Origin of the sequence: Cohnella nanjingensis (assembly GCF_014212125.1) — a bacterium.
In the GTDB taxonomy this organism is placed as follows: Bacteria; Bacillota; Bacilli; order Paenibacillales; family Paenibacillaceae; genus Cohnella; species Cohnella nanjingensis.
This window is the reverse complement of the sequence record NZ_JACJVP010000035.1, coordinates 16,093-42,315: the sequence shown is the minus strand read 5'-3', so window position 1 is coordinate 42,315 and position 26,223 is coordinate 16,093. Positions and strand designations below refer to the sequence as shown.

The 26,223-nt window shown below is 63.7% G+C and carries 23 protein-coding genes; all 23 read left to right on the top strand.

Annotated features, from left to right (window positions below; translation table 11 throughout):
* Positions 1–92: 92 nt before the first annotated feature.
* Complete coding sequence (locus H7C19_RS21340) at positions 93–1,580, top strand: UDP-N-acetylmuramoyl-L-alanyl-D-glutamate--2,6-diaminopimelate ligase (protein ID WP_185671079.1); 1,488 nt, start codon at positions 93–95, stop codon at positions 1,578–1,580.
* On the top strand, positions 1,577–2,995 hold the full coding sequence (locus H7C19_RS21335) for a UDP-N-acetylmuramoyl-tripeptide--D-alanyl-D-alanine ligase (RefSeq protein ID WP_185671078.1): 1,419 nt from the start codon (positions 1,577–1,579) through the stop codon (positions 2,993–2,995). The genes H7C19_RS21340 and H7C19_RS21335 overlap by 4 nt, the downstream gene beginning before the upstream one ends.
* Before the next feature lies 1 nt (position 2,996).
* Complete coding sequence (gene mraY / locus H7C19_RS21330) at positions 2,997–3,968, top strand: phospho-N-acetylmuramoyl-pentapeptide-transferase (protein WP_185671077.1); 972 nt, start codon at positions 2,997–2,999, stop codon at positions 3,966–3,968.
* Complete coding sequence (murD, locus tag H7C19_RS21325; protein ID WP_185671076.1) at positions 3,965–5,398, top strand: UDP-N-acetylmuramoyl-L-alanine--D-glutamate ligase; 1,434 nt, start codon at positions 3,965–3,967, stop codon at positions 5,396–5,398. The genes mraY and murD overlap by 4 nt, the downstream gene beginning before the upstream one ends.
* Before the next feature lie 47 nt (positions 5,399–5,445).
* Entirely contained in the window at positions 5,446–6,543 is a 1,098-nt protein-coding gene (gene spoVE / locus H7C19_RS21320; RefSeq protein ID WP_185671075.1) for a stage V sporulation protein E, read from the top strand.
* A gap of 5 nt (positions 6,544–6,548) precedes the next feature.
* Positions 6,549–7,658: an undecaprenyldiphospho-muramoylpentapeptide beta-N-acetylglucosaminyltransferase gene (murG, locus tag H7C19_RS21315; RefSeq protein WP_185671074.1), complete on the top strand. Its 1,110-nt coding sequence runs from the start codon at positions 6,549–6,551 to the stop codon at positions 7,656–7,658.
* Positions 7,659–7,883: 225 nt separating this feature from the next.
* Positions 7,884–8,789: a UDP-N-acetylmuramate dehydrogenase gene (murB, locus tag H7C19_RS21310; protein ID WP_185671073.1), complete on the top strand. Its 906-nt coding sequence runs from the start codon at positions 7,884–7,886 to the stop codon at positions 8,787–8,789.
* A gap of 17 nt (positions 8,790–8,806) precedes the next feature.
* Positions 8,807–10,090 carry a UDP-N-acetylglucosamine 1-carboxyvinyltransferase gene (gene murA / locus H7C19_RS21305; protein WP_185671072.1) on the top strand — a complete coding sequence of 428 codons (1,284 nt, stop codon included), beginning with the start codon at positions 8,807–8,809 and terminating at the stop codon, positions 10,088–10,090.
* 103 nt (positions 10,091–10,193) lie between these two features.
* On the top strand, positions 10,194–10,928 hold the full coding sequence (locus tag H7C19_RS21300; RefSeq protein ID WP_185671071.1) for a cell division protein FtsQ/DivIB: 735 nt from the start codon (positions 10,194–10,196) through the stop codon (positions 10,926–10,928).
* Positions 10,929–11,229: 301 nt separating this feature from the next.
* Positions 11,230–12,474 carry a cell division protein FtsA gene (ftsA, locus tag H7C19_RS21295; RefSeq protein ID WP_185671070.1) on the top strand — a complete coding sequence of 415 codons (1,245 nt, stop codon included), beginning with the start codon at positions 11,230–11,232 and terminating at the stop codon, positions 12,472–12,474.
* A gap of 50 nt (positions 12,475–12,524) precedes the next feature.
* Positions 12,525–13,673: a cell division protein FtsZ gene (ftsZ, locus tag H7C19_RS21290; protein ID WP_185671069.1), complete on the top strand. Its 1,149-nt coding sequence runs from the start codon at positions 12,525–12,527 to the stop codon at positions 13,671–13,673.
* Between the two features lie 203 nt (positions 13,674–13,876).
* Positions 13,877–15,265, top strand: coding sequence for an HD-GYP domain-containing protein (locus H7C19_RS21285; RefSeq protein ID WP_185671068.1), 1,389 nt, complete (start codon positions 13,877–13,879; stop codon positions 15,263–15,265).
* 233 nt (positions 15,266–15,498) lie between these two features.
* Positions 15,499–16,461 (top strand): sigma-E processing peptidase SpoIIGA, encoded by a 963-nt coding sequence (locus H7C19_RS21280; protein WP_185671067.1) that lies wholly within the window; start codon positions 15,499–15,501, stop codon positions 16,459–16,461.
* A 15-nt stretch (positions 16,462–16,476) separates the two neighbouring features.
* A complete protein-coding gene (gene sigE, locus H7C19_RS21275) occupies positions 16,477–17,199 on the top strand; it encodes an RNA polymerase sporulation sigma factor SigE (RefSeq protein ID WP_185671066.1) in 723 nt (240 codons plus the stop codon).
* 86 nt (positions 17,200–17,285) lie between these two features.
* Positions 17,286–18,068 carry an RNA polymerase sporulation sigma factor SigG gene (gene sigG, locus H7C19_RS21270; protein WP_185671065.1) on the top strand — a complete coding sequence of 261 codons (783 nt, stop codon included), beginning with the start codon at positions 17,286–17,288 and terminating at the stop codon, positions 18,066–18,068.
* Between the two features lie 247 nt (positions 18,069–18,315).
* Complete coding sequence (locus tag H7C19_RS21265; RefSeq protein ID WP_185671063.1) at positions 18,316–18,591, top strand: YlmC/YmxH family sporulation protein; 276 nt, start codon at positions 18,316–18,318, stop codon at positions 18,589–18,591.
* A 342-nt stretch (positions 18,592–18,933) separates the two neighbouring features.
* Positions 18,934–19,773 carry a peptidoglycan editing factor PgeF gene (pgeF, locus tag H7C19_RS21260; RefSeq protein WP_185671062.1) on the top strand — a complete coding sequence of 280 codons (840 nt, stop codon included), beginning with the start codon at positions 18,934–18,936 and terminating at the stop codon, positions 19,771–19,773.
* 13 nt (positions 19,774–19,786) lie between these two features.
* Positions 19,787–20,479: a YggS family pyridoxal phosphate-dependent enzyme gene (locus H7C19_RS21255; protein ID WP_313731894.1), complete on the top strand. Its 693-nt coding sequence runs from the start codon at positions 19,787–19,789 to the stop codon at positions 20,477–20,479.
* A gap of 13 nt (positions 20,480–20,492) precedes the next feature.
* Positions 20,493–20,945: a cell division protein SepF gene (locus H7C19_RS21250; protein ID WP_185671060.1), complete on the top strand. Its 453-nt coding sequence runs from the start codon at positions 20,493–20,495 to the stop codon at positions 20,943–20,945.
* Positions 20,946–20,953: 8 nt separating this feature from the next.
* On the top strand, positions 20,954–21,226 hold the full coding sequence (locus H7C19_RS21245) for a YggT family protein (protein WP_185671059.1): 273 nt from the start codon (positions 20,954–20,956) through the stop codon (positions 21,224–21,226).
* A 19-nt stretch (positions 21,227–21,245) separates the two neighbouring features.
* Positions 21,246–22,031 carry a YlmH family RNA-binding protein gene (locus H7C19_RS21240; protein WP_185671058.1) on the top strand — a complete coding sequence of 262 codons (786 nt, stop codon included), beginning with the start codon at positions 21,246–21,248 and terminating at the stop codon, positions 22,029–22,031.
* 86 nt (positions 22,032–22,117) lie between these two features.
* Positions 22,118–22,606 carry a DivIVA domain-containing protein gene (locus H7C19_RS21235; RefSeq protein WP_185671057.1) on the top strand — a complete coding sequence of 163 codons (489 nt, stop codon included), beginning with the start codon at positions 22,118–22,120 and terminating at the stop codon, positions 22,604–22,606.
* Between the two features lie 480 nt (positions 22,607–23,086).
* A complete protein-coding gene (gene ileS, locus H7C19_RS21230; RefSeq protein ID WP_185671056.1) occupies positions 23,087–26,173 on the top strand; it encodes an isoleucine--tRNA ligase in 3,087 nt (1,028 codons plus the stop codon).
* The last annotated feature ends 50 nt before the right edge of the window (positions 26,174–26,223 follow it).

The window sequence follows — 26,223 nt, the reverse complement described above, 5'->3', positions numbered from 1 at the left end:
GCATTTTCAAAGAAACGGGGCCTTTCTCTTGTAAGGGGGAGGGCATTGGTCGATAATGGAGAATGAAATTGCCGAAGGAGGCCGATTACACGATGCAACTACATAAGCTTTGCGAAAACTTGCTGGTCTATCGCACGATCGGCGAGATCCATAGGGAGATCACGGGGCTCGAGGCCGATTCCCGCGCCGTGCTGCCTGGGCAGCTGTTCTTCTGCCTGCCCGGCCATACGGTGGACGGGCACGACTACGCGCCCCAGGCCGCGGAGAAAGGGGCCGCCGCGCTCGTGACGAACCGGGAGCTGCCGCTGCCGGTCGCCCAGATCGTCGTGCCGGACGTCCGGCAGGCGCTCGCCGTGCTGGCGGACGCCTACTACGAACATCCGTCGCACCGGCTGCGTCCGATCGGCGTCACCGGCACGAACGGCAAGACGACGACGACGTACCTCGTCGAACGGATCCTGGCCGACGCGGGCATCGCGCCGGGCGTGATCGGTACGATCGAAGCCCGGTTCGACGGCCGAAGCCTGCCGATGTCCGGCACGACGCCGGACGTCCTCGGGCTGCAGCGGCTGTTCGCCCAGATGGTCGAAGCCGGCACGGAGCGGGCGGTCATCGAGGTCAGCTCGCACGCGCTGGAGCAGGGACGCGTGAAGGGGACGCGGTTCCGCACGGCGATCTTCACGAACCTGACCCAAGATCATCTGGACTATCACGGCACGATGGAAGCCTACGCCGAAGCGAAGGGTCTCTTCTTCTCCCGGCTCGGCAACGCCTACGCGGCGGATCCGCGGGAACGCGCGTACGCGGTGCTGAACGCGGACGACGACGCCTCGGCGAAGTACGCGAAGCTGACCGCCGCCGAAGTCGTCACCTACGGCGTCGAGCGCGACGCGCACGTCCGCGCGACGAACGTGCGGATCACGTCCCGCGGGACGTCCTTCCGCGTCGATACGTTCCGCGGCAGCCGCGACGTTGAACTCCGGATGGTCGGCAAGTTCAACGTCTACAACGCGCTCGCCGCCTTGGCGGCCGCGCTCTGCGAGGGCATCGCCCTGGGGGCGGCGGTCCACAGCCTGGAGGAGACGCCCGGCGTGCCCGGACGGGTCGAAGCCGTCGACGAGAGCCAGCCTTACGCGGTCATCGTCGACTACGCGCATACGCCGGACGGGCTCGACAACGTGCTGCGCACCGTGCGGGAGATCGCGGAGGGCCGCGTCATCTGCGTGTTCGGCTGCGGCGGCGACCGCGACCGGACGAAGCGGCCGATCATGGGCCGGATCGCCGCCGGGTGGGCCGACGTAGTGATCGCTACGAGCGACAATCCCCGCACCGAAGATCCGGCGGCGATCCTTCGCGATATCGAAGCGGGATTGCGCGAGGCCGATCCTGCGGGAGGCCGCTATACGCTGGAGCCCGACAGGCGCGCCGCGATCCAAAAAGCGGTTGAAATGGCAAGCCCGGGGGATGTAGTATTGATAGCGGGAAAAGGCCATGAAACCTATCAAATCATCGGCGGCGTCACGCACGACTTCGACGACCGCCTCGAGGCGCGAGCCGCCGTAAGGAGCCGGATGCAGTGATTCAAGCGACGCTAAAGGAAGTTGCCGCCTGGTGCGGAGCCGCCGGCATCTCGGCGCAGGACGCGGACGCCGCGGGCGCGCTGCGCATCGCGGGCGTGTCGACCGATTCGCGGTCGATCGCGCCCGGCCGGCTGTTCGTGCCGCTCGCGGGCGACCGCTTCGACGGGCACGACTATCTGGCGACGGCGGAGCGGGCCGGCGCGGCCGCCGCGCTCTGGCAGCAGGACCGTCCGGCGCCGAAGACGGCGCTGCCCCTGCTGCGCGTGGCGGACACGCTCGCGGCGCTGCAAGCGCTGGCGGCCGGCTATCTCGCCGCCTGGAAGCCCCGGGTGGTGGGCGTGACCGGCAGCAACGGCAAGACCACGACCAAGGATCTGATTGCCTCGGTCTTGGCGACGACTTACAAGGTCGCCAAGACCGAAGGCAACTTCAATAATCATATCGGCCTGCCGCTAACCATCTTGGGCGCGGATCCCGGGACGGAAGCGCTCGTGCTCGAGATGGGCATGAGCGGGCGCGGCGAGATCTCGCTGCTCTCGCGTTTGACCGGGCCGGATGCCGCCGTCATCACGAACGTCGGCGAGTCGCATCTGCTGCAGCTGGGATCGCGGCGCAACATCGCGCGCGCCAAGCTGGAGATCGCCGAAGGGCTGAAGCCGGGCGGCACGCTCGTCTATTACGGCGACGAGCCGCTGCTGCGGGAAGAGCTCGCCGCGCTGGCCCGGCCGGCGGCGGACCTGCGCACCGTCACGTTCGGCGAGCGGGAAGGGGACGACCTGCGCGCCGAGCGGATCGCAGTGCGTCCCGACGGCGTCTCGTTCGCGCTCGCGGGCGAGCCCGCGGGCGCCGCGTACGCGCTGCCGATCCCCGGACGGCACAACGCGGTCAACGCGCTCGCGGCCATCGCGATCGGGAGGTTGTTCGGCGTGGCCGAGGACCGGATCGCGGAAGGGCTGCGCGCGGCGAAGATGACCGGCATGCGCATCGAGCGGACGGCCGCCTGGAACGGCGCGCTCGTCCTGAACGACGCGTACAACGCCAGCCCCACCTCGATGCGGGCGGCGATCGGTCTCGTCGCGCAGCTGACGGGGTTCCGCCGCAAGTGGCTCGTCCTCGGCGACATGCTGGAGCTCGGGCCCGACGAAGCCGCCTTCCACGCGGACATCGGCCGAGAGCTGTCGACGGACAAGGCGGACGGCCTCTTCGCGTTCGGACCGCTGTCCGCGTTGGCGGCCGCGGAGGCGAAGCGGCGGCTGCCCGACGGCGCCGTCCTTCATTTCGCCGACAAGCGCGAACTGGCCGACGCGCTCCTCGCGCGGCTAGCGCCGGAAGACCTGGTGCTGGTGAAGGCGTCGCGGGGCATGCGCATGGAAGAGGTCGTGCAACGTCTGCGACAAGGGACGGGGGGAGACTAACGTGGACTACGCTTCGACATTATGGACGCTGGGCGTCTCGTTCGTCCTGGCCGCGCTGCTCGGACCGCTGTTCATCCCGCTGCTGCGCAGGCTGAAGTTCGGGCAGCAGGTGCGGGTGGAAGGGCCGCAATCGCATTTGAAGAAAACCGGAACGCCGACGATGGGCGGGATCATCATCCTGCTCGCGCTGACGCTGGCCTTCCTGAAGTTCTCCGACCGGGGCCCCGAATTCTGGGCGCTGCTGATCGCGTGCCTCGGCTTCGGCCTCGTCGGCTTCCTGGACGACTATATCAAGATCGCCCTGAAGCGCTCGCTGGGCCTCACGGCCAAGCAGAAGCTGTTCGGGCAGCTGCTCTTTTCCATCCTGTTCTGCGTCATGCTGTATCGGATGGGTCACGGCACGACGGTCGGGATGCCGGGCACGCACTGGTCGGTCGACCTCGGATGGGGCTATTATCTGTTCGTCGTCATTATCTTTTTCGCGTCGAGCAACGCGGTCAACTTCACCGACGGGCTGGACGGCCTTCTGTCCGGGACAAGCGCCCTGGCGTTCGGGGCGTTCACCTTCATCGCGCTGCAGGCGACGCAGCAGCAGTCCGCGATCTTCTCCGCGGCGATGATCGGCGCGGTGCTGGGGTTCCTCGTGTACAACGCGCATCCCGCGAAGGTATTCATGGGCGACTCCGGTTCGCTCGGCATCGGCGGGGGGCTCGCGGCCGTCGCGATCCTGACCAAGACGGAGCTATTGCTCGTCGTCATCGGCGGCGTGTTCGTCCTCGAGATGCTGTCCGTCATCATCCAAGTCGCCTCGTTTAAGACGAGAGGCAAGCGGGTATTCAAAATGAGTCCGATTCACCATCACTTCGAATTGTCCGGCTGGTCCGAATGGCGCGTCGTCACCACGTTCTGGCTGGCGGGCCTCGTGCTGGCGGGCGTCGGCCTGATCTTGTATAAGGGGATATATCGCCTATGAAGCCATTGCACGAATACGAAGATCGGCACGTCGTCATCCTGGGCCTGGCGCGCAGCGGCGTCGCGGCCGCCAAGCTGTTCCACGGCGCCGGCGCGCGCGTCGTCGCGAACGATCGCAAAGAGCGGGAGCAGTGTCCCGAAGCCTCGGAGCTCGAGGCTTTGGGCATTTCTGTTGTATGCGGCGGACATCCGGAAGGCCTGGTGACGTCCGAGACGGCGCTGCTGGTCAAAAATCCGGGCATCCCCTATTCGGCGGAGCCGATCGTAAGGGCGGCCGCGCTCGGCGTAGAGATCGTCACCGAGGTCGAGGTGGCCGGACGGCTGTCCCCGGCCCCGATCGTCGGCATCACCGGTTCCAACGGGAAAACGACGACGACGACGTGGACGGGGGAGCTGCTGGCGGCGGCGGGACTGTCCCCGCTCGTGGCCGGCAATATCGGCCGTCCGCTGTGCGACGCGGCGCAGGAAGTGTCGCCCCGAGGGTGGCTGGTCGCGGAGCTGTCGAGCTTCCAGCTGAAGGGAACGTCGGACTTCCATCCGCGCATCGCATGCTTACTCAACGTGGCCGAGACGCATCTCGATTATCACGGCACGATGGAGGACTACGTTAGCTCCAAGGCGAAGCTGTTCGCCAATCTGACGCCGGACGATACGGCCGTCTACAATGCCGACGATGCCGCGTGCGTCCGGATCGCGGAAGCGTCCGGCGCCCGGCTGCGGCCGTTCTCGCTCGCGCGGCGGCTTGCGGCGGGGGTGTCGGTCGAGCCGCCTTATCCGGCTGCGGGAGCGGAGGAGAACGGCGCGGAGGCCGAACGCTGGATCGTCTCGCGGACGGAGGCGGGGGAGGAGACGCGCATCGTCCGCGCGGACCGTCTCGGCATCCCCGGCCGGCACAACTGCGCCAACGCGTTGGCGGCGGTCGCGATCGCGCTGGCTGCGGGCGCCGCGCCGTCCGCGCTCGTCCGCCCGCTGGAGGAATTCCGCGGCGTCGAGCACCGGCTGGAGTTCGTCGGGACGTTCCGCGGCGTCCGGTACTACAACGACTCGAAGGCGACCAACCCGACCGCGACCGTCATGTCGGTGTCTTCGCTGCCGTCGCCGCTCGTGCTGATCGCCGGCGGTCTCGACCGCGGTTCCGACTACATGGAGCTGCTGCCGACGTTCCGCGAGCGGCTGAAGGGGGTCGTCGCCCTCGGCGAGACGCGGGAGAAGATTCGGCGCGTCGCGGAAGCGGCCGGTTTAACGGCCGTCAAACTCGTCGAACCTGAGGAGGATGCCGCCGTTACGCTTCGCCGGGCCGTAGAGGAAGCAGCCGCGCTGGCCGAACCGGGAGACACCGTGCTCCTGTCTCCGGCTTGCGCGAGCTGGGACATGTTTCCATCCTATGAGGTCAGGGGTCGCATTTTTAAAGAATCGGCGCATACGTTGTAAGAAGGGGGCCTGTCCCCACTTCTTCAGTCACGTGAGGTGTCCGGTTCATGGCCAAATCCCGTTCCGCTCCCGATATCTGGATGATCGTGGCGACGATCGGCATCCTGGCGATCGGCGTAATCATGGTATACAGCGCCAGCGCCGTCGCCGCGTTCCACGACTACGGCGACAAATTCTATTACGTCAAGCGGCAGCTGCTGTTCGCGGCGCTGGGCGTCGCCGCGATGTTCGTCACGATGAACGTGGACTACGACCGCTTCCGCAAGTGGGCGCTGCCCGGATTACTCATCTGCTTCGGCCTGCTGCTGCTGGTGCTCGTCCCGGGCATCGGCAACGTCCGGGGCGGAGCGCGCAGCTGGCTCGGCATCGGAAGCTTCGGCATCCAGCCGTCCGAATTCATGAAGCTGGCGATGATCCTGTTCCTCGCCCGCTACCTGACCGAGCGCCAGGAACGGCTCGTCTCGTTCACTTCCGGACTGCTGCCGCCGCTGGCCATCCTCGGGAGCGCGTTCGGACTGATCATGCTGCAGCCGGACCTCGGCACCGGCGCGGTGATGCTCGGCGCCTCGCTGCTGGTCATCTACGTGGCGGGCGCCAGGCTCTCCCATCTCGGCGGCTTGGCGCTGCTCGGCGTGGCCGGCTTCGTCGGCCTGATCGCCGCCGCGCCTTACCGGCTGCTGCGGATCACGACCTTCCTCGATCCCTGGAAGGATCCGCTGGGCGCGGGCTACCAATCGATTCAATCGCTCTACGCGATCGGACCGGGGGGGCTCGTGGGACTGGGGCTCGGCATGAGCCGGCAGAAATACAATTACTTGCCCGAACCGCAGACGGACTTCATCTTCTCGATCCTCGCGGAGGAGCTCGGCTTCATCGGCGGGACGCTGCTGCTGCTCTTGTTCCTCCTGCTGATCTGGCGGGGGATGCGGGTGGCCATCACGATCTCCGATCCGTTCGGAAGCTTCCTCGCGGCGGGGATCGTCGGCATCGTCGCGGTTCAGGTGCTGATCAATATCGGCGTCGTCATCGGCCTTATGCCGGTGACGGGCATCACGCTGCCGCTGGTCAGCTACGGGGGCTCGTCCCTCACGCTGCTCTTGACGGCGCTAGGCATTTTGCTTAATTTATCCCGATATTCGAGGTGACGCATATGCGCATTGTGTTGACCGGCGGTGGCACCGGCGGGCATATCTATCCCGCGCTTGCCATCGGGCGCGAGGCGCAGCGCCGGCAGCCGGAGACTACGCTGCTCTACATCGGCACAAAGCGCGGCCTGGAGAGCAAGATCGTGCCCCAGCAGGGGGTGCGTTTCGAAAGCATCGACATTACCGGTTTCCGCCGGTCTTTGTCCATGGAGAACGTCAAGACCGTCATGCGCTTCATTCAGGGCGTGCGGCGCTCGAAGGCGCTGCTGCGCGCGTTCCGGCCGGACGCCGTCGTCGGCACGGGCGGCTACGTGTGCGGCCCGGTCGTCTACGCGGCCGCGAAGCTGGGCATCCCGACGCTCATTCACGAGCAGAACGTCATACCCGGTCTGACGAACAAGTTCCTCAGCCGGTACGCGGACGGCATCGCCGTCAGCTTCGCGGATTCCAAGCCGCACTTCGCCCGCGCGCGGAACGTGATTCATGCGGGCAACCCGTGCGCGAGCGCCGTCGTCGACGCCGATCCCGCGAAGGGCTACGCCTCGCTGGGCTTGCGGACCGGCACGAAGTTCGTGCTCGCCGTCGGCGGCAGCCGCGGCGCGCAGGCGCTGAACCACGCGATCGCGGAGATGGCCCCCAGGCTGTCGGGCATGCCGGACGTGCACTTCGTCTTCGTCACGGGAGAGCGGTATTACGAGGAGACGCAGGCGAGGATGAAGTCGCTGCCCGCCACGGACGCCGACCGGGTGCACGTCGTGTCCTACTTGCACAACATGCCGGAGGTGCTGGCCGCGGCCTCGCTCGTCGTCAGCCGCGCGGGCGCGTCGTCGCTCGCCGAGATTACGGCGCTGGGCGTGCCGGCCATCCTCGTGCCCTCGCCGAACGTGACGAACAACCATCAGCAGCCCAACGCGGAGAGTCTGGCCGCGTGCGGCGGAGGCGAGATGATCCTCGAGCGAGATCTGACCGGCGATCTGCTGTACGAACGGATCGCGGCGATCATGGGAGACGACGCCCGCCGCCGCGAGATGGCGGCGGCGTCCCGGCGTCTGGGCATGCCCGAGGCGGCGGCGACGATCTGCTTCCAGCTCGAAGCGCTGGTCCGCCGTCGTTGAAGGCGATCCGGACGTTCGGAATCTTCGAACGTGAGAGAACGACAACGGGCGGCCGGCCGGCGGAATCCGCTTGCGCCGCCGCCCGATTCAAGCTTGGCTGCTGGGCGTTTGTCACCACGCCTGCGGACGCGACATAAGATACTACGTGATCGCGACGGACGAACGGGCGCATGGCGACATGGCATCCCCGGCAGCCCCGAAGAGAACGGGCAAGGAGGAACAATCATGCAGCAGTTGATCGCGGACCTGGAGAGAACCCCAATCGGAAGCGTGACGTACGGCGAGTCTCTCGCCAAGCATACGACTTGGAAGATCGGCGGGCCCGCGGACCTATTCATCGTTCCGAATACCCGGGAGGAACTGTCGGCGGCGCTTCAGGCGCTCTACCGGCACGGCGTGCCTTGGACGGTGCTCGGCCGCGGCTCGAATACGCTCGTATCCGACAAAGGCGTCCGCGGCGCCGTCATCAAGCTCGGCGGCGGATTCGACGAAGTCGGGTTCGATGGCGGACTCGTCACGGCGGGCGCTTCCTATTCCTTCATCAAGCTGTCGGTCATGGCGGGCAAGGAAGGACTCACCGGCCTGGAATTCGCGGGAGGGATTCCGGGAACGGTGGGCGGAGCCGTCTACATGAACGCCGGCGCGCACCATTCGGACGTATCGCGCATCTTCAAGTCAGCCGACATCGTCTGGGAAGACGGAACGTGCGGCACGTACGGAAAGGAACAGATGAACTTCGGCTACCGGCATTCGATTCTGCACGACCGCAAAGGCATCGTGACGGAAGCGGCGTTCGATCTGGTCCCAGGGGACCGCAAGGAGATCGCGGCCATGCTCGCTTCCTACAAGGATCGCAGGCTGCGCACGCAGCCGCTCCAGGCGGCGTGCGCCGGCAGCGTGTTCCGCAATCCGCCGAACGATCATGCGGCGCGCCTGATCGAAGCCGCCGGGCTCAAGGGAGCCCGGGAAGGCGGGGCCGAAGTGTCCCTTCTGCATGCCAACTTTATCGTCAACCAGGGCGGTGCGACGGCTGAGGACGTGCTTACGCTCATGCGTCGGGTTCAGCGAACCGTCGAGGACCAGTTTAACATTCGATTGGTGCCGGAGGTTCTCCTGATGGGCGAGCGGTAATCCGGAGGTGAACCCCCTTGGACAAATTGGTGATTGAAGGCGGAAAGCCGCTTTCGGGCACCATACGCATCCACGGAGCCAAGAACGCCGCATTGCCGATTCTGGCCGCCAGCTTGCTGGCGCAAGGGACGGTAACGATTCGCAACGTACCCCAACTGCTCGATATCGAAGTGATGCTGGACATTCTTAGCGACCTCGGCTGCGAGACGCGCCACGAACACGGCGTCGTCACCGTAGACAGCAAGGTTGCCTCGTCTTCGCACGTGCCGGAAAGCCTCATGCGCCTCATGCGCTCGTCCGTCTTCCTGATGGGCCCGCTGCTGGCGCGCTTCGGCGAAGTTCACGTCTACCAGCCCGGCGGCTGCGCGATCGGCGAACGGAAGATCGATCTGCACCTGCGGGGGCTTGCGGCGCTCGGCGCGGAGATCGAGGAGAAGGGCAGCCGCATCGTCTGCCGCGCGCATCAGCTCAAGGGCGCGGAGATTATCCTGGACTTTCCTAGCGTCGGGGCGACCGAGAACATCATGATGGCCGCCGTGCACGCGCAAGGACGGACGACGATCGTCGGGGCCGCGCGCGAGCCGGAGATTCAGGATCTCCAAGCGTTCTTGAACCAGATGGGCGCCCAGGTCCGCGGCGCGGGCACCGACACGATCACCATCGACGGCGTGCAGACGCTGTCGGGATGCGACTTCGAGATCATCCCGGATCGGATCGTGACCGGCACGGTGATGGTGGCGGCCGCCGCGACGAGAGGCGAAGTGACGCTCGAAGGCGCGCAGCCCGCGCATCTGACGTCGCTCATCCACGTGCTCCGGCGGGCCGGTGTTCAAATCGAGGTAAGTAATGGTATAATGAAAGTTGGCGCTACCGCCCGTCCGCGGGCGGTCGATCGCGTCGTGACCTCGCCTTATCCGGCGTTCCCGACCGATCTTCAAGCACAGCTCATGATTCTGCTCTCGCTGGCCGACGGCGTCAGCGTCATCAAAGAAACGGTATTCGAAGGCCGCTTCAAGCATGTGGACGAATTGTGCCGCATGGGCGCGGATATCCGAATCGATCTGAACACCGCGTTCGTGCGCGGCGTTCAGAAGCTCTACGGCACGACCGTGGAAGCGACCGACCTGCGGGCCGGCGCCGCGCTCGTCATTGCCGGCCTTGCCGCGCATGGGCGCACCGTCGTGGAGCAAGTTCATCATATCGATCGGGGCTATGACCGGATCGAGCAGATGTTCAGTCAACTGGGCGGTCAGGTCACGCGCCGTCCCGACGACCGGATCGTAACGGGCAAGATCAGGTAAAGCCTATCCCCGTGGCAGCGGCAGATCCGCAGCGGGGACCTTTTTTGCGTAGCGTGCGGACAAGCCTCTATTAACGCCGGGCTTAGAAGGAGAGGTGGACGGAATGACAGAGCGGATTCCCGCGATCAAGCGGGAGCCTGCGGAGCGGCGCCGCGGCGGCAAGCTGCTGTGGATCGTCATCGCGCTGTTCGTTATCGTGCTGGTCGTGCTCTTTTTCCGGTCCTCCCTGTCCCGCATCACCGACATCGAAGTGACGGGCAACGCGTATGCCACCAGGGCGGAGATCGAACAGGCGCTCGGCGTGCAGGCGGGAGACTCGTTCTTCTCCCCCAGCGCCAAGACGCTCGAACGCCGCGTCGAGCAGCTCCAGTCGGTTCATCTCGCGCAGGCGAAAAAGCGGTTCCCGGGCAAGCTGACGATCGAAGTCCAGGAATACGCCCCGGTGGCCGTCGAGCTGGACGGATCGGGCAAGCTCGGCCTCGTGCTGGAGAACGGCCTGGTCCTCCCCGCCAAGGAAGGGACCGCGCTGCCGAACAAGCCGGTGCTGGCGGGCTGGAAGGCGGACGATCCGCAGCGCCTGGCCTTGTGCCAGGTGCTCGGGAAGATCCAGGAAGGCCAGCTGAGCGACCTGTCGCAGATCTCGCCGGACCCGTCGAAGGCTTATCCGGACCGGATCAAGCTGTATACGCGCTCGCGTTTCGAGGTCATCACGACGGTCGGCAAGCTGGGAGAAAAGATCCCGATTCTGAACGAGTTGGTAGAGAACCGGGAGCCGGGCCAGGTCGTCATGCTGGATTCGGACACCTATCGGCCTTATTCAGCACAAAATGCCTCGTAGAACGGCGCGGAAGGCTGTAAACATAAGGAAAAGGACTCTACTCAAGCCGTCCAATCAATGCTAGAATTTGGCTTATCGGCTGGGAGATCCGCACGAGCGACGATCGGTTTCGAACGAGAATCGCCGGCATCGTTTTTGAGATTCGAACCCGTTTTTGACGCGCGCGATTGGAAAATTTTACGAAGCGCGGAACGTCAAAAATTTTGTAGAAAAAAGAGGGAAAAGCGCGCTGATGTTGAATATGTAGAGGAAGCATCCCTTTACGCAGCATTTTTCATCGACCAATGGGAGGTGCCACCGGTTGAGTAGCAACGACCTCATCGTCAGCCTGGACATCGGAACTTCTAAGGTTCGGGTGATTATCGGGGAAATTAGCAACGGGGCCATTAATATCATTGGCGTCGGTTCGGCGGATTCCGATGGCATCCGCAAAGGCGCCATTGTCGATATCGATCAGACCGTTCAATCCATTCGCAACGCCGTCGACCATGCCGAACGGATGGTCGGCATTTCGATCGGCGAGGTGTATGTCGGCATTGCCGGCAACCATATTTCGCTTCAGAGCAACCACGGCGTCGTCGCCGTCTCCAACGAGGACCGGGAGATCGGGGAGGAAGACATCGAACGCGTGCTTCAGGCCGCCAAGGTCGTCGCCTTGCCGCCCGAGCGCGAGATTATCGGACTTCTGCCGAAGCAGTTCCTGGTAGACGGCTTGACCGGCATCCAGGATCCGCGCGGGATGATCGGCGTGCGCCTCGAAGTCGAGTGCACGATCATCACCGGCACGAAGGCGGCCGTACATAACCTGATGCGATGCGTCGAGAAGGCGGGACTCCGCATCTCCGGCGTCGTGCTGATGTCGCTTGCATCGGGCATGATGGCGCTCACGAAGGACGAGAAGATGATGGGGACGGTACTGGCCGATATCGGCGCCGGCTCCACGACGCTCGCGATCTTCGAAGGCGGCAGCCTCGCGGCCGTCTCGACGCTGCCGATCGGCGGCGACTACGTCACGAGCGACATCTGCTACGGCCTCAAGACGCAGACGGAGCATGCCGAGAAGATCAAGCTGAAGTATGGCTGCGCCCGGGTGGACGAAGCGGCCGACGATCAGAAGTTCAAGGTGATGCGCGTCGGCAGCAACGTGGAGAAGGAATTCTCCCAGCTCGAGCTGGCGAACATCATCGAGCCGCGCATGCAGGAGATCTTCCACATGATCCGCCAGGAAGTGAAGCGCCTCGGCTACTTGGACAAGCTGAACGGCTACGTCTTGACGGGCGGAACCGTCTCGATGCCGAGCGTGCTGTCGCTCGCGCAGATCGAGCTGGAATCGAACGTGAGGATCGCCGTGCCCGACTTCATCGGCGTGAGGGACCCGTCCTTCAGCAGCGGGGTCGGCATGATCCAGTACGTCACCAAATACGTACGCACGCGCGGGACGCCGGCGAACAAGCGTCCGGCCAAAAGCAAAGCGGCCCCCGGTGCGGCACCGTCCAAACCGGGCGTCATGGAGTGGTTTAAGAACATGTTCAAAGAGTTCATTTGAGCCGCTGCTGACGACTAGCCACCCAGCGAAGCGAGGAGGAGTATTGAAATATGTTGGAATTTGATTTTGAGATGGAACCGCTCGCGAAGATCAAAGTCATCGGAGTCGGTGGCGGCGGCAGCAACGCGGTAAACCGAATGATCGAGAACGGCGTGAAGGGCGTCGAGTTCATCACCGTGAACACCGACGCCCAAGCGCTGCAGCTGACGAAGTCGGAGCAGAAGCTCCAGATCGGGGACAAGCTGACGCGCGGACTCGGCGCCGGCGCGAATCCGGACGTCGGCAAGAAGGCGGCCGAGGAATCCCGCGAGGGCATCATGAACTCGCTGCGCGGCGCGGACATGGTGTTCGTCACCGCCGGGATGGGCGGCGGCACGGGCACCGGCGCGGCGCCGGTCATCGCCGAGCTGGCGAAGGAATGCGGCGCGCTCACCGTAGGCGTCGTTACCCGTCCGTTCACGTTCGAGGGACGCAAGCGTTCCGGTCAAGCCGAGCTGGGCATCGAAGCCCTCAAGGAGAAGGTCGACACCCTCATCGTCATCCCGAATGACCGGCTGCTCGAGATCGTCGACAAGAAGACCCCGATGATGGAGGCGTTCCGCGAAGCGGACAACGTGCTCCGCCAGGCGGTTCAAGGCATCTCCGACCTGATCGCGGTGCCGGGATTGATCAACCTCGACTTCGCGGACGTGAAGACGATCATGACCGAGCGCGGCTCCGCGCTGATGGGCATCGGCGTCGCCTCCGGCGAGAACCGCGCGATGGACGCGGCCCGCAAAGCGATCATGAGCCCGCTGCTCGAGACGTCGATCGAAGGCGCGCGCGGCATCATCATGAACATCACGGGCGGCTCCAATCTATCCCTGTTCGAGGTCAACGAAGCGGCCGAGATCGTCATCTCCGCTTCCGATCCCGAAGTGAACATGATCTTCGGCGCAAGCATCGACGACAATATGAAGGACGATATCAAGGTGACCGTGATCGCGACCGGCTTCGAGCACAAAGCGCCGACCCGCCGGCCGATCTCGCCGCAGACGTCGACTCCTACACACGCGACTCACGCGTCCTCGCCTTCGGAGTCGCACCAGGAATCCCGCACGTCGGGCAACAACCTGCGTCCTTTCGGCAGCAACACCCCGTCCAGCGACCAACTGGACATTCCGGCCTTCCTGCGGAACCGTCCGCGCGGCGACCGTTAATCAGCCGTTCGCGACTGACGGCGCCAACGCCGAATCGCCATGAAGTCCAAGCACTCCTTCTTTATTTGAAGACCGCCCGGTGATGATCCGGCGGTCTTTTTTATTTCGCGACATTCGACAAGATCAAAGGAAAATGCACCCATCATGTCGAATGGTTCCAAAACAAAAGATTGAATCGTTGGCCCCGTTGCCGGAGGTGCAAGATGTCCAATCCATACCGTTCCTTCACGCTGATCTTAGCTGCATTCGTGGTATTCTTCGGTATTGCACTCTCCTTTGCAGCCTACTTCCTCATCTCCGGCCAAATCGTTCGGGATACGAGCGATATCACGAGAAGCGCGGTCGAACGGCATTTCTCGGGACTCCCGCAATTGAGCGGTCTCTTCGGCGAGGGGACCGCAGCGGCAAGCGACGGCTCGGCGCATGCGGCCCACGGGCAAACGCGGCAGGATGAGCATGCGGGACATGCCGGCATGGGCGGCAGCGCCCCGGCAACGGCGGACGCGGCGTCCGACGCTGCCCACGAAGCGCTCAAGCAGGTGATCCGCACGCATTTCGATCTCTATCAGATTCAGGAAGTTCAAATGTATGACCGCAACGGGACGATCCAATTCAGTTACGATCGCAGCCGGATCCATACGCCGGTCGCGGACGCCGACCGCCGCGAGTTCGAGCGCGTCCTCGCGAGCGACGACATGCTCTCGGAGAAGCAAGGTTCCTTTCTCCGGCTCTGGATTCCGATCGCGGACGCCTCGGGCCACGTCGTCGGGATCGTCGAAGCGAAGCGCGACTGGTCCGCGCAAAAAGACAACATCCTGCGCATAAGCTTGACGATGGCGCTGCTCACGGCAGCGGGAATGTTCGCATTGTTCTTCGGCTTGCGCCAACTGTTCCTCCGATCTTCCCGCATTATCGAGCGGCAAACGGAAGAACTTGGAGACCTGCTCGCGCGGATACATCGGACGTACGATGAATCGCTGCAGGCGCTCAGCAGCGCGCTCGACAGCCGAGACAACGAGACCCAAGGCCATTCCTACCGCGTCACGGCTTACTCCTGGCTGCTCGCCAAGGAGCTCGGCATGCGGAGCGATCAGATGGAGACGCTCATCCGCGGGGCGCTGCTGCACGACGTCGGCAAAATCGGCATTCCGGACGCCATTCTGCGCAAGGAGGGTCCGCTTGACGACATGGAGTGGGCGATCATGCGGACCCATGTGAGCATGGGCGTTCATATGCTCGAGCATATCGACTTCCTCAAGCCCGCTTTGGAGATCGTGCGCTGCCACCACGAGCGTTGGGACGGCGGCGGCTATCCGATGGGGCTGAGCGGCGAGGGAATCCCGCTGAAGGCGCGCATCTTCGCGATCTGCGATTCGTACGACGCGATGACGTCCGACCGTCCTTACCGGTCCGCGCGCACCCACGAGGAGGCGATCGCCGAGCTTCGCCGCTGCGCCGGCACGCAGTTCTGTCCGACGTGCATCGAAGCGTTCCAACGGCTGCCGAAGGGGACGCTCGAGAAGGTCCGGCGTCTGTCCCAGCAAGAGATGCATAACGTCTCCATCGAGCAATTCCTGCCCCAGGTCGGTTAAGCGGCTTGTCCGGCGCTCCGATCGCATAGCAGATTCAACCGTTTGCGCCGCCAGGGTTCCCCTGGCGGCTTTGTCGTATGTTGGCGCGCTCCGCCCAAAGTCCCTTGTCGGCCCCGGGCGGGCTCGACAAAAAAACTTCCGGAAGGGCGGCACGTTTAGACAGACTCCGAATATCAAACCGATTATACTGGGTTCAACCATTCCGGGGGCGATCAAAAAGGAAGCGATGGCGCATGACGGTATACGTAGATTTGGTCTTCCTGTCCAACTTGACGATGGACGCGGCGGTGCTCCTCGCCACCGCCAAGGCGCGCCGGCTCCGGCCCGCGAAGCGGCGCGTCGCCGCCTCCGCCACGCTCGGCGCGGCGTATGCGGCCGCGATGTTCGTGGCGACGGTGCCGTTCCTGTACACCTTCGGGGCCAAGGTCGGCGTCTCCATCCTCATGGTGCTGCTAGCCTTCGGATATGGGGGACCGCTGCGGTTCGCGCGCCACCTGGGTTCCTTCTACTTGGCGAGCTTCGCGGCGCTGGGCGGCATGATCGGCATCTCGTCGCTGCTGAAGTACGCGGGGTCCCCGTGGGAGCTCATGGAGGTGACAAGCTCGGGGAGCGTCGCGATCTCCTTCCGGATGTCGGCGGGGTTGTTCGCCGTCACCGCGGCGATCGCCATCTGGCTCTACCGCGGCGAGAAGGCGAGCGTGCAGAGCCGCGATCGATTGGAAGCGCTGCTCGCGGACGTGTCCGTCCGCATCGACGGACAAGTATGGCGATGCCGGGGGATCGTGGACACCGGCAATCGGCTGTACGACCCGCTGACGCGCATTCCCGTCATGATCATGGAAGCCGCCGTCTGGCGGGACCAGTTGCCATCCGGGTGGGCCGACCGCCTGCGGGAGGAACCCGCCGACCGGCTCGTCTCGGAGCTCGATCCGTCCGCTCCGGACGGGTTCGCCTGGAGCGATCGGCTGCGGCTCGTCCCTTACCGCGGCGTGAACGGCAGCACGCGGCTGATGCTGGCGATCAAGCCCGACGCGGTCGAGATCGCCGTCCCGGGCGGGAACCCGCTCACGCATCGCAGGGTGCTCGTCGGGCTGGACGGCGGGACGCTTTCGGCCGAAGGCGCCTACCGCGCGATTGTGCATGCCGATTTGACTTTGGCCGACGAGCAGGCGTCGGCTCCATCCCAGACCGCTTGACAGGAGGTTGTCGAATTGCTCGTGAAATGGAAGCTGATGTACCAGCTGACGCTCTATCGCCTGTTGCTCTGGTTCGGATGGAAGAGCGAGGAAGTGTACTACATCGGGGGCAGCGAAGCGCTGCCGCCGCCGCTCTCGCGGGAGGAAGAGGAATATCTGCTCGAGCGCCTGCCTTCCGGCGACGCCGCCATTCGGGCGATGCTCATCGAGCGCAATCTTCGGCTCGTCGTCTACATCGCCCGCAAGTTCGAGAATACCGGCATTCATATCGAGGATCTGGTGTCGATCGGCGCGATCGGTCTGATCAAAGCCGTCAATACGTTCGATCCCGAGAAAAAAATCAAGCTGGCGACGTACGCGTCGCGCTGCATCGAGAACGAGATTCTGATGTATCTGCGCCGCAACAGCAAGACCCGCACCGAGGTGAGCTTCGACGAACCGCTCAACATCGATTGGGACGGCAACGAGCTGCTGCTCTCCGACGTGCTCGGCACGGAGAACGACACGATCTACCGCAATATCGAGGAGCAGGTGGACCGCAAGCTGCTTCACAAGGCGCTCGACAAGCTCACCGACCGGGAGCGCACGATCATGGAGCTGCGTTTCGGCTTGGCCGACGGAGAAGAGAAGACCCAGAAGGATGTCGCGGACTTGCTCGGCATATCCCAATCGTACATTTCTCGTCTGGAGAAGCGGATCATCAAGCGCCTTCGGAAAGAGTTCAATAAAATGGTTTGATCGCCATCCGGTTGTTTTAAACGGAATAAAAACCCCTCCCCCGGAGATACTTTACAATAACGCTGCTCCCCGGGAGGGAAAACACCTTGACCCGCAACAAAGTGGAGATTTGTGGAGTGGACACCTCAAAGCTGCCCGTCCTCACCAACGCCGAAATGAGGGAATTGTTCCTCGCTCTGCAAACCCGCGGTGAACTCGAAGCCCGGGAAAAACTCGTAAATGGCAATCTGCGCCTCGTGCTCAGCGTGATTCAGCGGTTCAACAACCGCGGAGAATATGTGGACGACCTGTTCCAGGTCGGGTGCATCGGCCTTATGAAAGCCATCGACAATTTCGATTTGGGTCAGAACGTTCGCTTCTCTACGTACGCGGTGCCGATGATCATCGGAGAAATTCGCCGCTATCTGCGCGACAACAATCCGATCCGCGTCTCGCGCAGCTTGCGGGACATCGCGTACAAGGCGCTGCAGGTCCGCGACCAGTTGACGAACATGCATGCGCGCGAACCGACCATTCTCGAGATTTCGCAAGTGCTGAACGTGCCGAAGGAAGACATCGTATTCGCGCTCGACGCGATCCAAGATCCCGTGTCTCTGTTCGAGCCGATCTATCACGACGGGGGCGACCCGATCTACGTGATGGATCAGATTAGCGACGAGCGGAACAAGGATATCCAATGGATCGAGGAGATCGCGCTGCGCGAAGCGATGCGGAAGCTGAACGAACGCGAGAAGATGATCCTGTCGATGCGGTTCTTCGAAGGAAAGACGCAGATGGAGGTCGCCGACGAGATCGGCATCTCGCAGGCGCAAGTCTCGCGGCTCGAGAAGTCGGCTATCCAGCAAATGCAAAAACACGTCAAGACGTAGCGGAACGGCCGGCGCGACCGCGCCGCAGCGCCGTCCGCAGGAGACAGGCCGGGGCCCGCACCCGGCCTGTTTTTGCCGCGCCCGCCGGAAGGCATCCGCATGAAGCATCCCGGCGTCCCCCTTTCCCGCGCCTCGGACAGAACTTCGGAAGATGGCTTGAAACTTTTGAAGGCATGGCTCATATAGTTATAGTAACGGTACGTTGGCCTATCTCCATTACGCCGACTGCGGGAAGGCGGGCGCGATCATGAAAATATCCGATTTCCAAACGAAAGACGTCATCAACATCGTGGACGGCAAGAAGCTCGGGCAAGTGAGCGACCTGGAGCTCGATCTGCGCCAAGGCCGCATCGATTCGATCGTGGTGCCGACGGTCGGCCGGCTGTTCGGCATGTTCGGCGGCGGCACGGACGTCGTCATCCCGTGGCGCAACATTGTGAAGATCGGCGCGGACGTGGTGCTCGTCCGGCTGGACGACGCGAGAGCCTACCGGACCGACGAGTCGGAAGGCGCCGCGCGCTAAAGGCGCGGCGCCGCCGTTCGTCATACAGCATGTATTAGTTTCACGCCTATCCATTTCCGTATGACCGCCGATAAAAACGTGTTGCCCTCTTCCGGGAAGACGGCAAAGCCGTTTTTACTTGGTCATACAGCATGCAAAAGTTTCACGCCTATCCATTTCCGTATGACCGCCGATAAAAACGTGTTGCCCGCTTCCGAGAAGACGGCAAAGCCGTTTTTACTTGGGCTGCGCGACTAACGCGGCCGAGAACGGGCGGACGATCCTTCCCTGCGGCCGAGAACGGGCGGACGATCCTTCCCTGCGGCCGGCGGGCATGATACACTGGTTGGCGGAGGTGGAACGATGGAACCTTTTGCAGCGCAATCATCAACGCAGCCCGAGCAATCGCAAGCCGCCCTGCTGCATCTCGCGCCCTGGGCATCGCTCGCCGGCGTGACGGCGGGCTTCACGTCCCGTCGCGGCGGCGTCAGCGCGGCGCCTTGGCAGAGTCTGAACGTTGCCTTGCACGTCGGCGACGACGCCGAAGACGTCATCCGCAACCGGCGGATCGTGTCCGAAGCGCTGGATTGGCCGTTCGAGGCCTGGACCTGCGCCGAGCAGGTGCACGGATCCCGCGTGTACGTCGTACGGACGGAGGACCGCGGAGCGGGTCGGGAGAGACGGGCATCGGCCATTCAGGATGCCGACGCGCTCGTCACCGACGAGCCGAACGTGCTACTCGCCATGTACTTCGCCGATTGCGTCCCTTTGTACTTCTACGATCCCCGCCACGGCGCGCTGGGACTCGCTCATGCCGGGTGGAAGGGGACCGTGCTGGATATCGCGTCCGAGACGGTTCGCGCGATGGCCGCCGAATACGGAACGGACCCGCGGGAGCTGCGAGCGGCGATCGGACCTTCGATCGGGGCTTGCTGCTACGAGGTGGACGAGGCCGTCATGCAGCGCGTTCGTCCGCTGACGGCAGGCGCGGACGGACGCTTCTATACCGAAGGCGCGGACGGCAAGGCGAACCTTGACTTGAAAGAAATCAACCGACATCTTATGATAAAAGCAGGAATTTTGCCGAGCCGCATCGAAATGTCAACATGGTGCACGAGTTGTCGAACCGACGTATTCTTCTCCCACCGTCGGGAACGGGGAAGAGCAGGTCGAATGATGAGCTGGCTGGGTAAGAGAAATTGAGGTGGACGTTGCCGTGACATTGGCGGAACGAATGCAGGACGTCGAACGCAGGCTTGAGGACGCGTGCGCGCGGTCGGGCCGCAGGCGCGAGGAAGTGAATGTCGTCGCCGTGACGAAGTACGTCTCGGCGGAGCTCGCGCAGCGGGTCGCGGCTGCCGGCTGCCGGCATCTCGGAGAGAATCGCTGGCCCGCAGCCGAGGCCAAGTGGCGGCTCTTGCAGGGACAAGCCGTCTTTCACTATATCGGATCGCTGCAGACGAATAAGGTCAAGGACGTGGTCGGACGGTTCGATTACATCCATTCGGTCGACCGCCTGTCCTTGGCGACGGAGATCCACAAACGGGCCGCGTCGCTCGGGATCGCGGTGCCTTGCTTCATCCAGGTGAACGTGTCCGGCGAAGATTCGAAGCACGGGCTGGCGCCCGAAGGACTTGCGGCGTTCGCCGAGTCGATCCGGGGGCTCGCCGGCATCCGTCCGGTAGGGCTCATGACGATGGCCCCGTTCGAGAGCGAAGCGGAGGAGACGCGCCCCGTCTTCCGGGAGCTGCGGAGATTGCGGGACGCGCTGAACGAGCGGGCGCTGCTCGCGGAGCCGCTGACCGAGCTGTCGATGGGGATGTCGAACGACTTCGAGGTCGCGGTCGAAGAGGGCGCGACTTGGGTACGTCTAGGAACCGTGTTAGTCGGGAAAGAAGATAACGGGTAACGGAGGGATCACGATGAGCGTCATGAACAAATTCTTGAACTACCTGGGTCTCCAGGAAGAAGACGAAGCGAACCGCCGCGAGCCCATGGGCATCGAGGATGAACCGGAAATTGAAACCACGCCCTTCGAAGCGCGTAAACAAATGGGGAAGAACAATGTCGTGAGCATTCATTCGCAGAAAAACGCCCGCGTCGTGCTGACCGAACCGAAAACCTACGATAACGAGGCGCAGGAGATTGCCGATCATCTGAAGTCCCGCCGTTCCGTCGTCGTGAATCTGCAGCGGGTACGCCGCGATCAGGCGATCCGCATGGTCGATTTTCTGAGCGGCACGGTATACGCCCTGGGCGGACATATCTCCAAGCTCGGCCCGAACATTTTCCTTTGCACGCCGGACTCCGTTGAAATCTCGGGCACGATATCGGAACTGTTAGCGGAGGAAGCCGATTATTCCAAAATGAGGTGACTTTCGCATTGGCACAAGTAATTGAATACCTGTGGTATTTGGAGACCGTGTACAACTGGCTTATCATTATCTACATTCTCATGTCCTGGCTGCCCAACGTCCGCGAGAGCTTCGTCGGCGAGCTGCTGGGCAAGCTGGTCGAGCCGTACCTGCGGCCGTTCCGCCGGCTGATTCCGCCGATCGGCGGCATCTTGGACATCTCCCCGATCATTGCCTTGTTCGCGCTGTTCTACGTGTTCAAGGGGATCGAGACCGTGCTCCTCTTCTTCGGAGGCATGTGACGGACGGAAAGGAACGACGATGGCTAGAAACGATATTTACGCGCATTTCCATCCCGACGAAAAGCCTTTCGTTGACCGCGCCTGGGAATGGGTCGAGCGGGCCGCCGAGCTGCACGAGCTTCGGCGTACCGACTTTCTCGATCCGCGCCAGGCGCATATTTTGTTTACGCTGGCGAACCGCCATCCCGACGTCGCCCTCCGGCTCGACGGGGGGTACGCGGGCGCGGAGCGCCAACGGGCGATCATCGCGCCGGACTATCGTCCGCTCGAGGCGGAGGAAGCCGGCATCGCGGTGCTGGCGGTCGGCTCGGACGACCGCCGGATCGGCGAGCTGGACCACGGCGACTACCTGGGCGCCATGCTCGGCCTCGGCATCAAGCGCGAGAAGATCGGCGATCTGCACGTGCGGGACGACGGCTGCCACGTCCTGATCGCGGAGGACATCGGCGACTTCCTGCGCACCCACCTGCGGCAGGCGCACCGGCTCGAGGTGTCGACCGCCGTGCTGCCGCTCTCCGAGCTGCAGGAAGTGAAGGTCAAGCTCGAGGAATCTACGATCTCGGTCGCTTCCATGCGGCTCGACGGCGTCGCGAGCGACGTGTTCCGGCTCAGCCGGGCGAAGATCGTCGATCCGATCCGCGCCGGCCGCTGCCGGATCAACTGGAAGACGGTGGAGGACCCTTCGGCGCTCGTCGGCGAAGGAGACGTCATCTCGTTCAAAGGGTTCGGTCGGTTCAAGGTGATCGAGGCGGAAGGCGTGTCGAAAAGCGGCAGAATCCGTCTGAAGATTGGCAAATATGTGTAATCGTTCAGGAGGAATTCGGCATCTTTCGTCGAATTGAGTGAGGGAGCAGAATTACATACGGACTCTACGCCACAGGAGGTAACCCAATGCCACTCACGCCATTGGACATCCATAACAAGGAATTCGGCCGCCGCTTGCGCGGGTACGACGAGGACGAAGTCAACGAATTCCTCGACCAGATCATCAAGGACTACGAAGCGATGATCCGCGAGAACAAGGAACTGCAGAACCAGCTGATGGCCATGCAGGACAAGCTGGGCCACTTCGCCAATATCGAAGAGACGCTCAGCAAGACGATCATCGTCGCGCAGGAAGCCGCGGACGAGCTGAAGGGCAACGCGAAGAAGGAAGCGCAGCTCATCGTCAAGGAAGCGGAGAAGAACGCGGACCGGATCATCAACGAATCGCTCTCCAAGTCCCGCAAGTACGCGCTGGAGGTCGAAGAGCTGAAGAAGCAGGCGGCGATCTACCGCGCGCGGTTCCGTACGCTGGTGGAGACGCAGCTCGACCTTCTCAACCAGGACGGCTGGGAGAAGCTCGAGACCGCGAACGTCGGCGCGCGCGAGCTGGAGTAGACGATCGAGACGACCGTTATTCGGCGGGGGTGCCGGGTAACGGTTTTTTTGCGGCGGCGGGCGGGAATTCGAAGTCGCGCGCGGGATTTGACAAAATCGCCGGCAAACCGTATAACTGGAATATACGCGCTTAACGTCGATGACGGGAACCTGAAGCGGGTGGATCCATCCCAGAGAGTTGGCGGCCGCTGCGAGCCAACGTTGGACCCCGCCGAACATCGTCCCCGAGACGCCCACCGAACGCCCAGCGGCTCTAGCGGCCGCGCTGGAAGGGCAAGTAGGCCGGGCCGTTCCGTTCCCCCGTTACGGGAATTACGAAGGATATTCCGCGCTGCGCCGCAGCCCGGCATCTTTCGTCTTGAGCGCCCGCGTCTCCTTCCGGAGTCGCGGCGGAACAAGGGTGGTACCGCGAGCGAGTCTCGTCCCTTCCATGGGGACGGGCTTTTTTTATTTTCACGAGAGACAGAGAGGATGAGGGACATGCGTCGCGTCGACGTCAAAGAGAAGGCGCGCAGCCGCGAGCTGCGGGTGCTGGAGCAATGGAAGAAGGAGGATACGTTCCGCCGATCGATCGAGAACCGCGCCGGCCGGCCGAACTTCGTCTTCTACGAAGGGCCGCCGACCGCCAACGGCAAGCCGCATATCGGGCACGTCCTGGGCCGGGTCATCAAGGACTTCGTCAGCCGCTACAAGACGATGTCGGGCTACCGCGTCATCCGCAAGGCGGGATGGGACACGCACGGTCTCCCGGTCGAGCTCGGCGTCGAAAAGCAGCTCGGCATCTCGGGCAAGCCGGAGATCGAGAAGTACGGCGTGGAGCCGTTCATCAAGAAGTGCAAGGAGAGCGTGTTCGAGTACGAACGCCAGTGGCGCGAACTGACCGAAGCGATCGCCTACTGGACCGATCTGGACGATCCGTATATCACGCTGGACAACCGGTACATCGAGAGCGTATGGAACATCCTCGCGACGATCCACGACAAGGGCTTGCTCTACCGCGGCCACCGGGTCAGCCCGTATTGCCCGGACTGCCAGACGACGCTCAGCTCGCATGAAGTGGCGCAAGGCTACGAGGACGTCAAGGATCTGACGGCGACGGCCAAGTTCAAGCTGACGGACAGCGGCGAATACGCGCTCGCCTGGACGACGACGCCTTGGACGCTGCCGGCGAACGTGGCGCTGGCCGTTCATCCCGACATCGATTATGTGCGCGTGCGCCAAGACGGCGAGACTTACATCCTCGCCGGCACGCTGGCGGACAAAGTGATGAAGGGCGAGTACGAGACGCTAGGCACGGTCAAGGGGCGCGAGCTGGTCGGCTTGACCTACGAGCCGCTGTTCCCGTACGTCCGCGTGGAAGGCGCCTACCGGATCATCGACGCCGACTACGTCAGCGACGCGAGCGGGACGGGGATCGTCCATATCGCGCCGGCGCACGGCGAGGACGACTATCGGGTCTCGCGCCAGCACGGCATCCCGATGCTGATGGTCGTGAACAACGCCGGCCGCTACATCGACGAAGTGACGGACCTGGCCGGCCGCTTCGTGAAGGACTGCGACGTCGACATCGTGAAGATGCTGTCGGAGCGGGGCCTGCTCTACCACAAGGAGAAATACGAGCACAGCTATCCGTTCTGCTGGCGCTGCAAGACGCCGCTGCTCTACTACGCCACGGAGAGCTGGTTTATCGAGACGACGGCGGTGAAGGACCAGTTGATCGCGAACAACAAGACGGTCGCCTGGTATCCCGAGCATCTGCGCGACGGACGCTTCGGCAAGTTCCTCGAAGACCTGGTGGACTGGAACATCAGCCGGAACCGCTATTGGGGCACGCCGCTCAACGTCTGGGTGTGCGATGACTGCGGCCGGCAGAAGGCGCCGCATAGCCACGCGGAGCTGCGGTCGCTCGCGATCGGCGAAGTCGCGGAGGACCTCGAGCTGCACAAGCCGTACGTGGACGACGTGAAGCTGCGCTGCGCCTGCGGCGGCGTCATGCGCCGGACGCCCGAAGTGATCGACGTCTGGTTCGACAGCGGCTCGATGCCGTTCGCGCAATACCATCACCCGTTCGGCGACGAGTCGAAGTTCGAGGAGCAGTATCCGGCGGACTTCATCTGCGAAGGCATCGACCAGACGCGCGGCTGGTTCTACAGCCTGCTGGCCGTCTCGACGCTGTACAACGGCCGGGCGCCGTACAAATCCGTCATCTCGACCGGCCACGTGCTGGACGAGAACGGACAGAAGATGAGCAAGTCCAAGGGCAACGTCATCGACCCTTGGGAGATCATCGAAGAGTTCGGCACCGACGCGTTCCGCTGGGCGCTGCTCTCGGACAGCGCGCCTTGGAACAGCAAGCGCTTCTCGAAGAGCATCGTCGGCGAAGCGAAATCCAAAGTGGTGGATACGCTCGTCAACACCCACGCCTTCTACGCGTTGTACGCGTCGATCGACGGCTTCGACCCTGCGGCGCATCCGGCGCGCGGCTCCGAGAGCAAGCTGGACCGCTGGATCCTGTCCCGCTTGAACTCGCTCATCCAAGAGGTCGTGCGCGGATTGGACGGGAACGACTTCCTCAACCCGGCCAAGGCGATCGAGACGTTCGTCGACGAGCTGTCGAACTGGTACGTGCGGCGCTCGCGCGACCGCTTCTGGGGCAGCGGCCTGACGGAAGACAAGGTAGCCGCCTACCAGACGCTGCGCGAAGTGCTGCTGACGGTGTCCCGGCTGGTCGCGCCGTACTTGCCGCTGCTCGCCGAAGATATCTACGGCAACCTCGGCGGCGAAGGCAGCGTGCACCTGGCCGACTATCCGACGGCCGACGCCAAGGCGATCGACGCCGCGCTCGAACGCGACATGGAGACGGCGCGCAACATCGTCGAACTCGCGCGGAACGTGCGCAACGAGACCGGCATCAAGACGCGCCAGCCGCTCTCGGAGCTGCTCGTCTCGCTCAGCGGCGAATTCGGCGCCGCCGACTATGAGGACATCGTCAAGGACGAGCTGAACGTGAAGCGGATCACGCTGGTCACCGAGGACAGCGGCTTCGTGGACTACTCGCTGAAGCTGAACCTGAAGCTGGCCGGCAAGAAATACGGCAAGCACGTCGGTCCGATCCAGGGCGCGCTGAAGGGGCTGTCGGCCGAGGACGCGAACCGTGTCGTCAGCGAAGGCGCGTTCGCCTTCGAGGCCGAAGGCGAATCGCTCCGGATCGCTTTGGACGAACTGCTGGCGGAGAAGCAAGCGAAGCCGGGCTTCGCGTCCGCTTCGGGCGGCGGGGTGACCGTGGCGCTGAACACGGAGATCACGCCCGAACTGGAGCAGGAGGGGATCGTCCGCGAAGTCATCCGCGCCGTGCAGGACACGCGGAAGAAGCTCGATCTGCCGATCGAGCGCCGCGTCGGCCTCATGCTGGACGTCGACGCCGAGACGGAAGCCGCGCTGCGCGCGTTCGACGACGTGCTGCGGGAGAACGTGCTCGTGAAGGACGTCGCGTTCGGACGGACGGAACGCACGGAGACGGTGCAAGCCGGCGACAAGACGATCGGCCTGGCCATCGTGGCGGAGTGACGGATCGCCGGGCGCGTCTTGCGCGATCGGGAGCATAATGCGGCCGGGTT

What these genes read in the sequence shown, in the direction of transcription:
- H7C19_RS21250 (WP_185671060.1), top strand. Translation starts at nt 20,493, where the DNA reads ATGAGCGTCATGAACAAATTCTTGAACTACCTGGGTCTCCAGGAAGAA.
- murD (WP_185671076.1), top strand. Translation starts at nt 3,965, where the DNA reads ATGAAGCCATTGCACGAATACGAAGATCGGCACGTCGTCATCCTGGGC.
- H7C19_RS21235 (WP_185671057.1), top strand. Translation starts at nt 22,118, where the DNA reads ATGCCACTCACGCCATTGGACATCCATAACAAGGAATTCGGCCGCCGC.
- H7C19_RS21265 (WP_185671063.1), top strand. Translation starts at nt 18,316, where the DNA reads ATGAAAATATCCGATTTCCAAACGAAAGACGTCATCAACATCGTGGAC.
- H7C19_RS21285 (WP_185671068.1), top strand. Translation starts at nt 13,877, where the DNA reads ATGTCCAATCCATACCGTTCCTTCACGCTGATCTTAGCTGCATTCGTG.
- pgeF (WP_185671062.1), top strand. Translation starts at nt 18,934, where the DNA reads ATGGAACCTTTTGCAGCGCAATCATCAACGCAGCCCGAGCAATCGCAA.
- H7C19_RS21280 (WP_185671067.1), top strand. Translation starts at nt 15,499, where the DNA reads ATGACGGTATACGTAGATTTGGTCTTCCTGTCCAACTTGACGATGGAC.
- murB (WP_185671073.1), top strand. Translation starts at nt 7,884, where the DNA reads ATGCAGCAGTTGATCGCGGACCTGGAGAGAACCCCAATCGGAAGCGTG.
- H7C19_RS21240 (WP_185671058.1), top strand. Translation starts at nt 21,246, where the DNA reads ATGGCTAGAAACGATATTTACGCGCATTTCCATCCCGACGAAAAGCCT.
- ileS (WP_185671056.1), top strand. Translation starts at nt 23,087, where the DNA reads ATGCGTCGCGTCGACGTCAAAGAGAAGGCGCGCAGCCGCGAGCTGCGG.
- H7C19_RS21300 (WP_185671071.1), top strand. Translation starts at nt 10,194, where the DNA reads ATGACAGAGCGGATTCCCGCGATCAAGCGGGAGCCTGCGGAGCGGCGC.
- murG (WP_185671074.1), top strand. Translation starts at nt 6,549, where the DNA reads ATGCGCATTGTGTTGACCGGCGGTGGCACCGGCGGGCATATCTATCCC.
- ftsZ (WP_185671069.1), top strand. Translation starts at nt 12,525, where the DNA reads ATGTTGGAATTTGATTTTGAGATGGAACCGCTCGCGAAGATCAAAGTC.
- spoVE (WP_185671075.1), top strand. Translation starts at nt 5,446, where the DNA reads ATGGCCAAATCCCGTTCCGCTCCCGATATCTGGATGATCGTGGCGACG.
- H7C19_RS21340 (WP_185671079.1), top strand. Translation starts at nt 93, where the DNA reads ATGCAACTACATAAGCTTTGCGAAAACTTGCTGGTCTATCGCACGATC.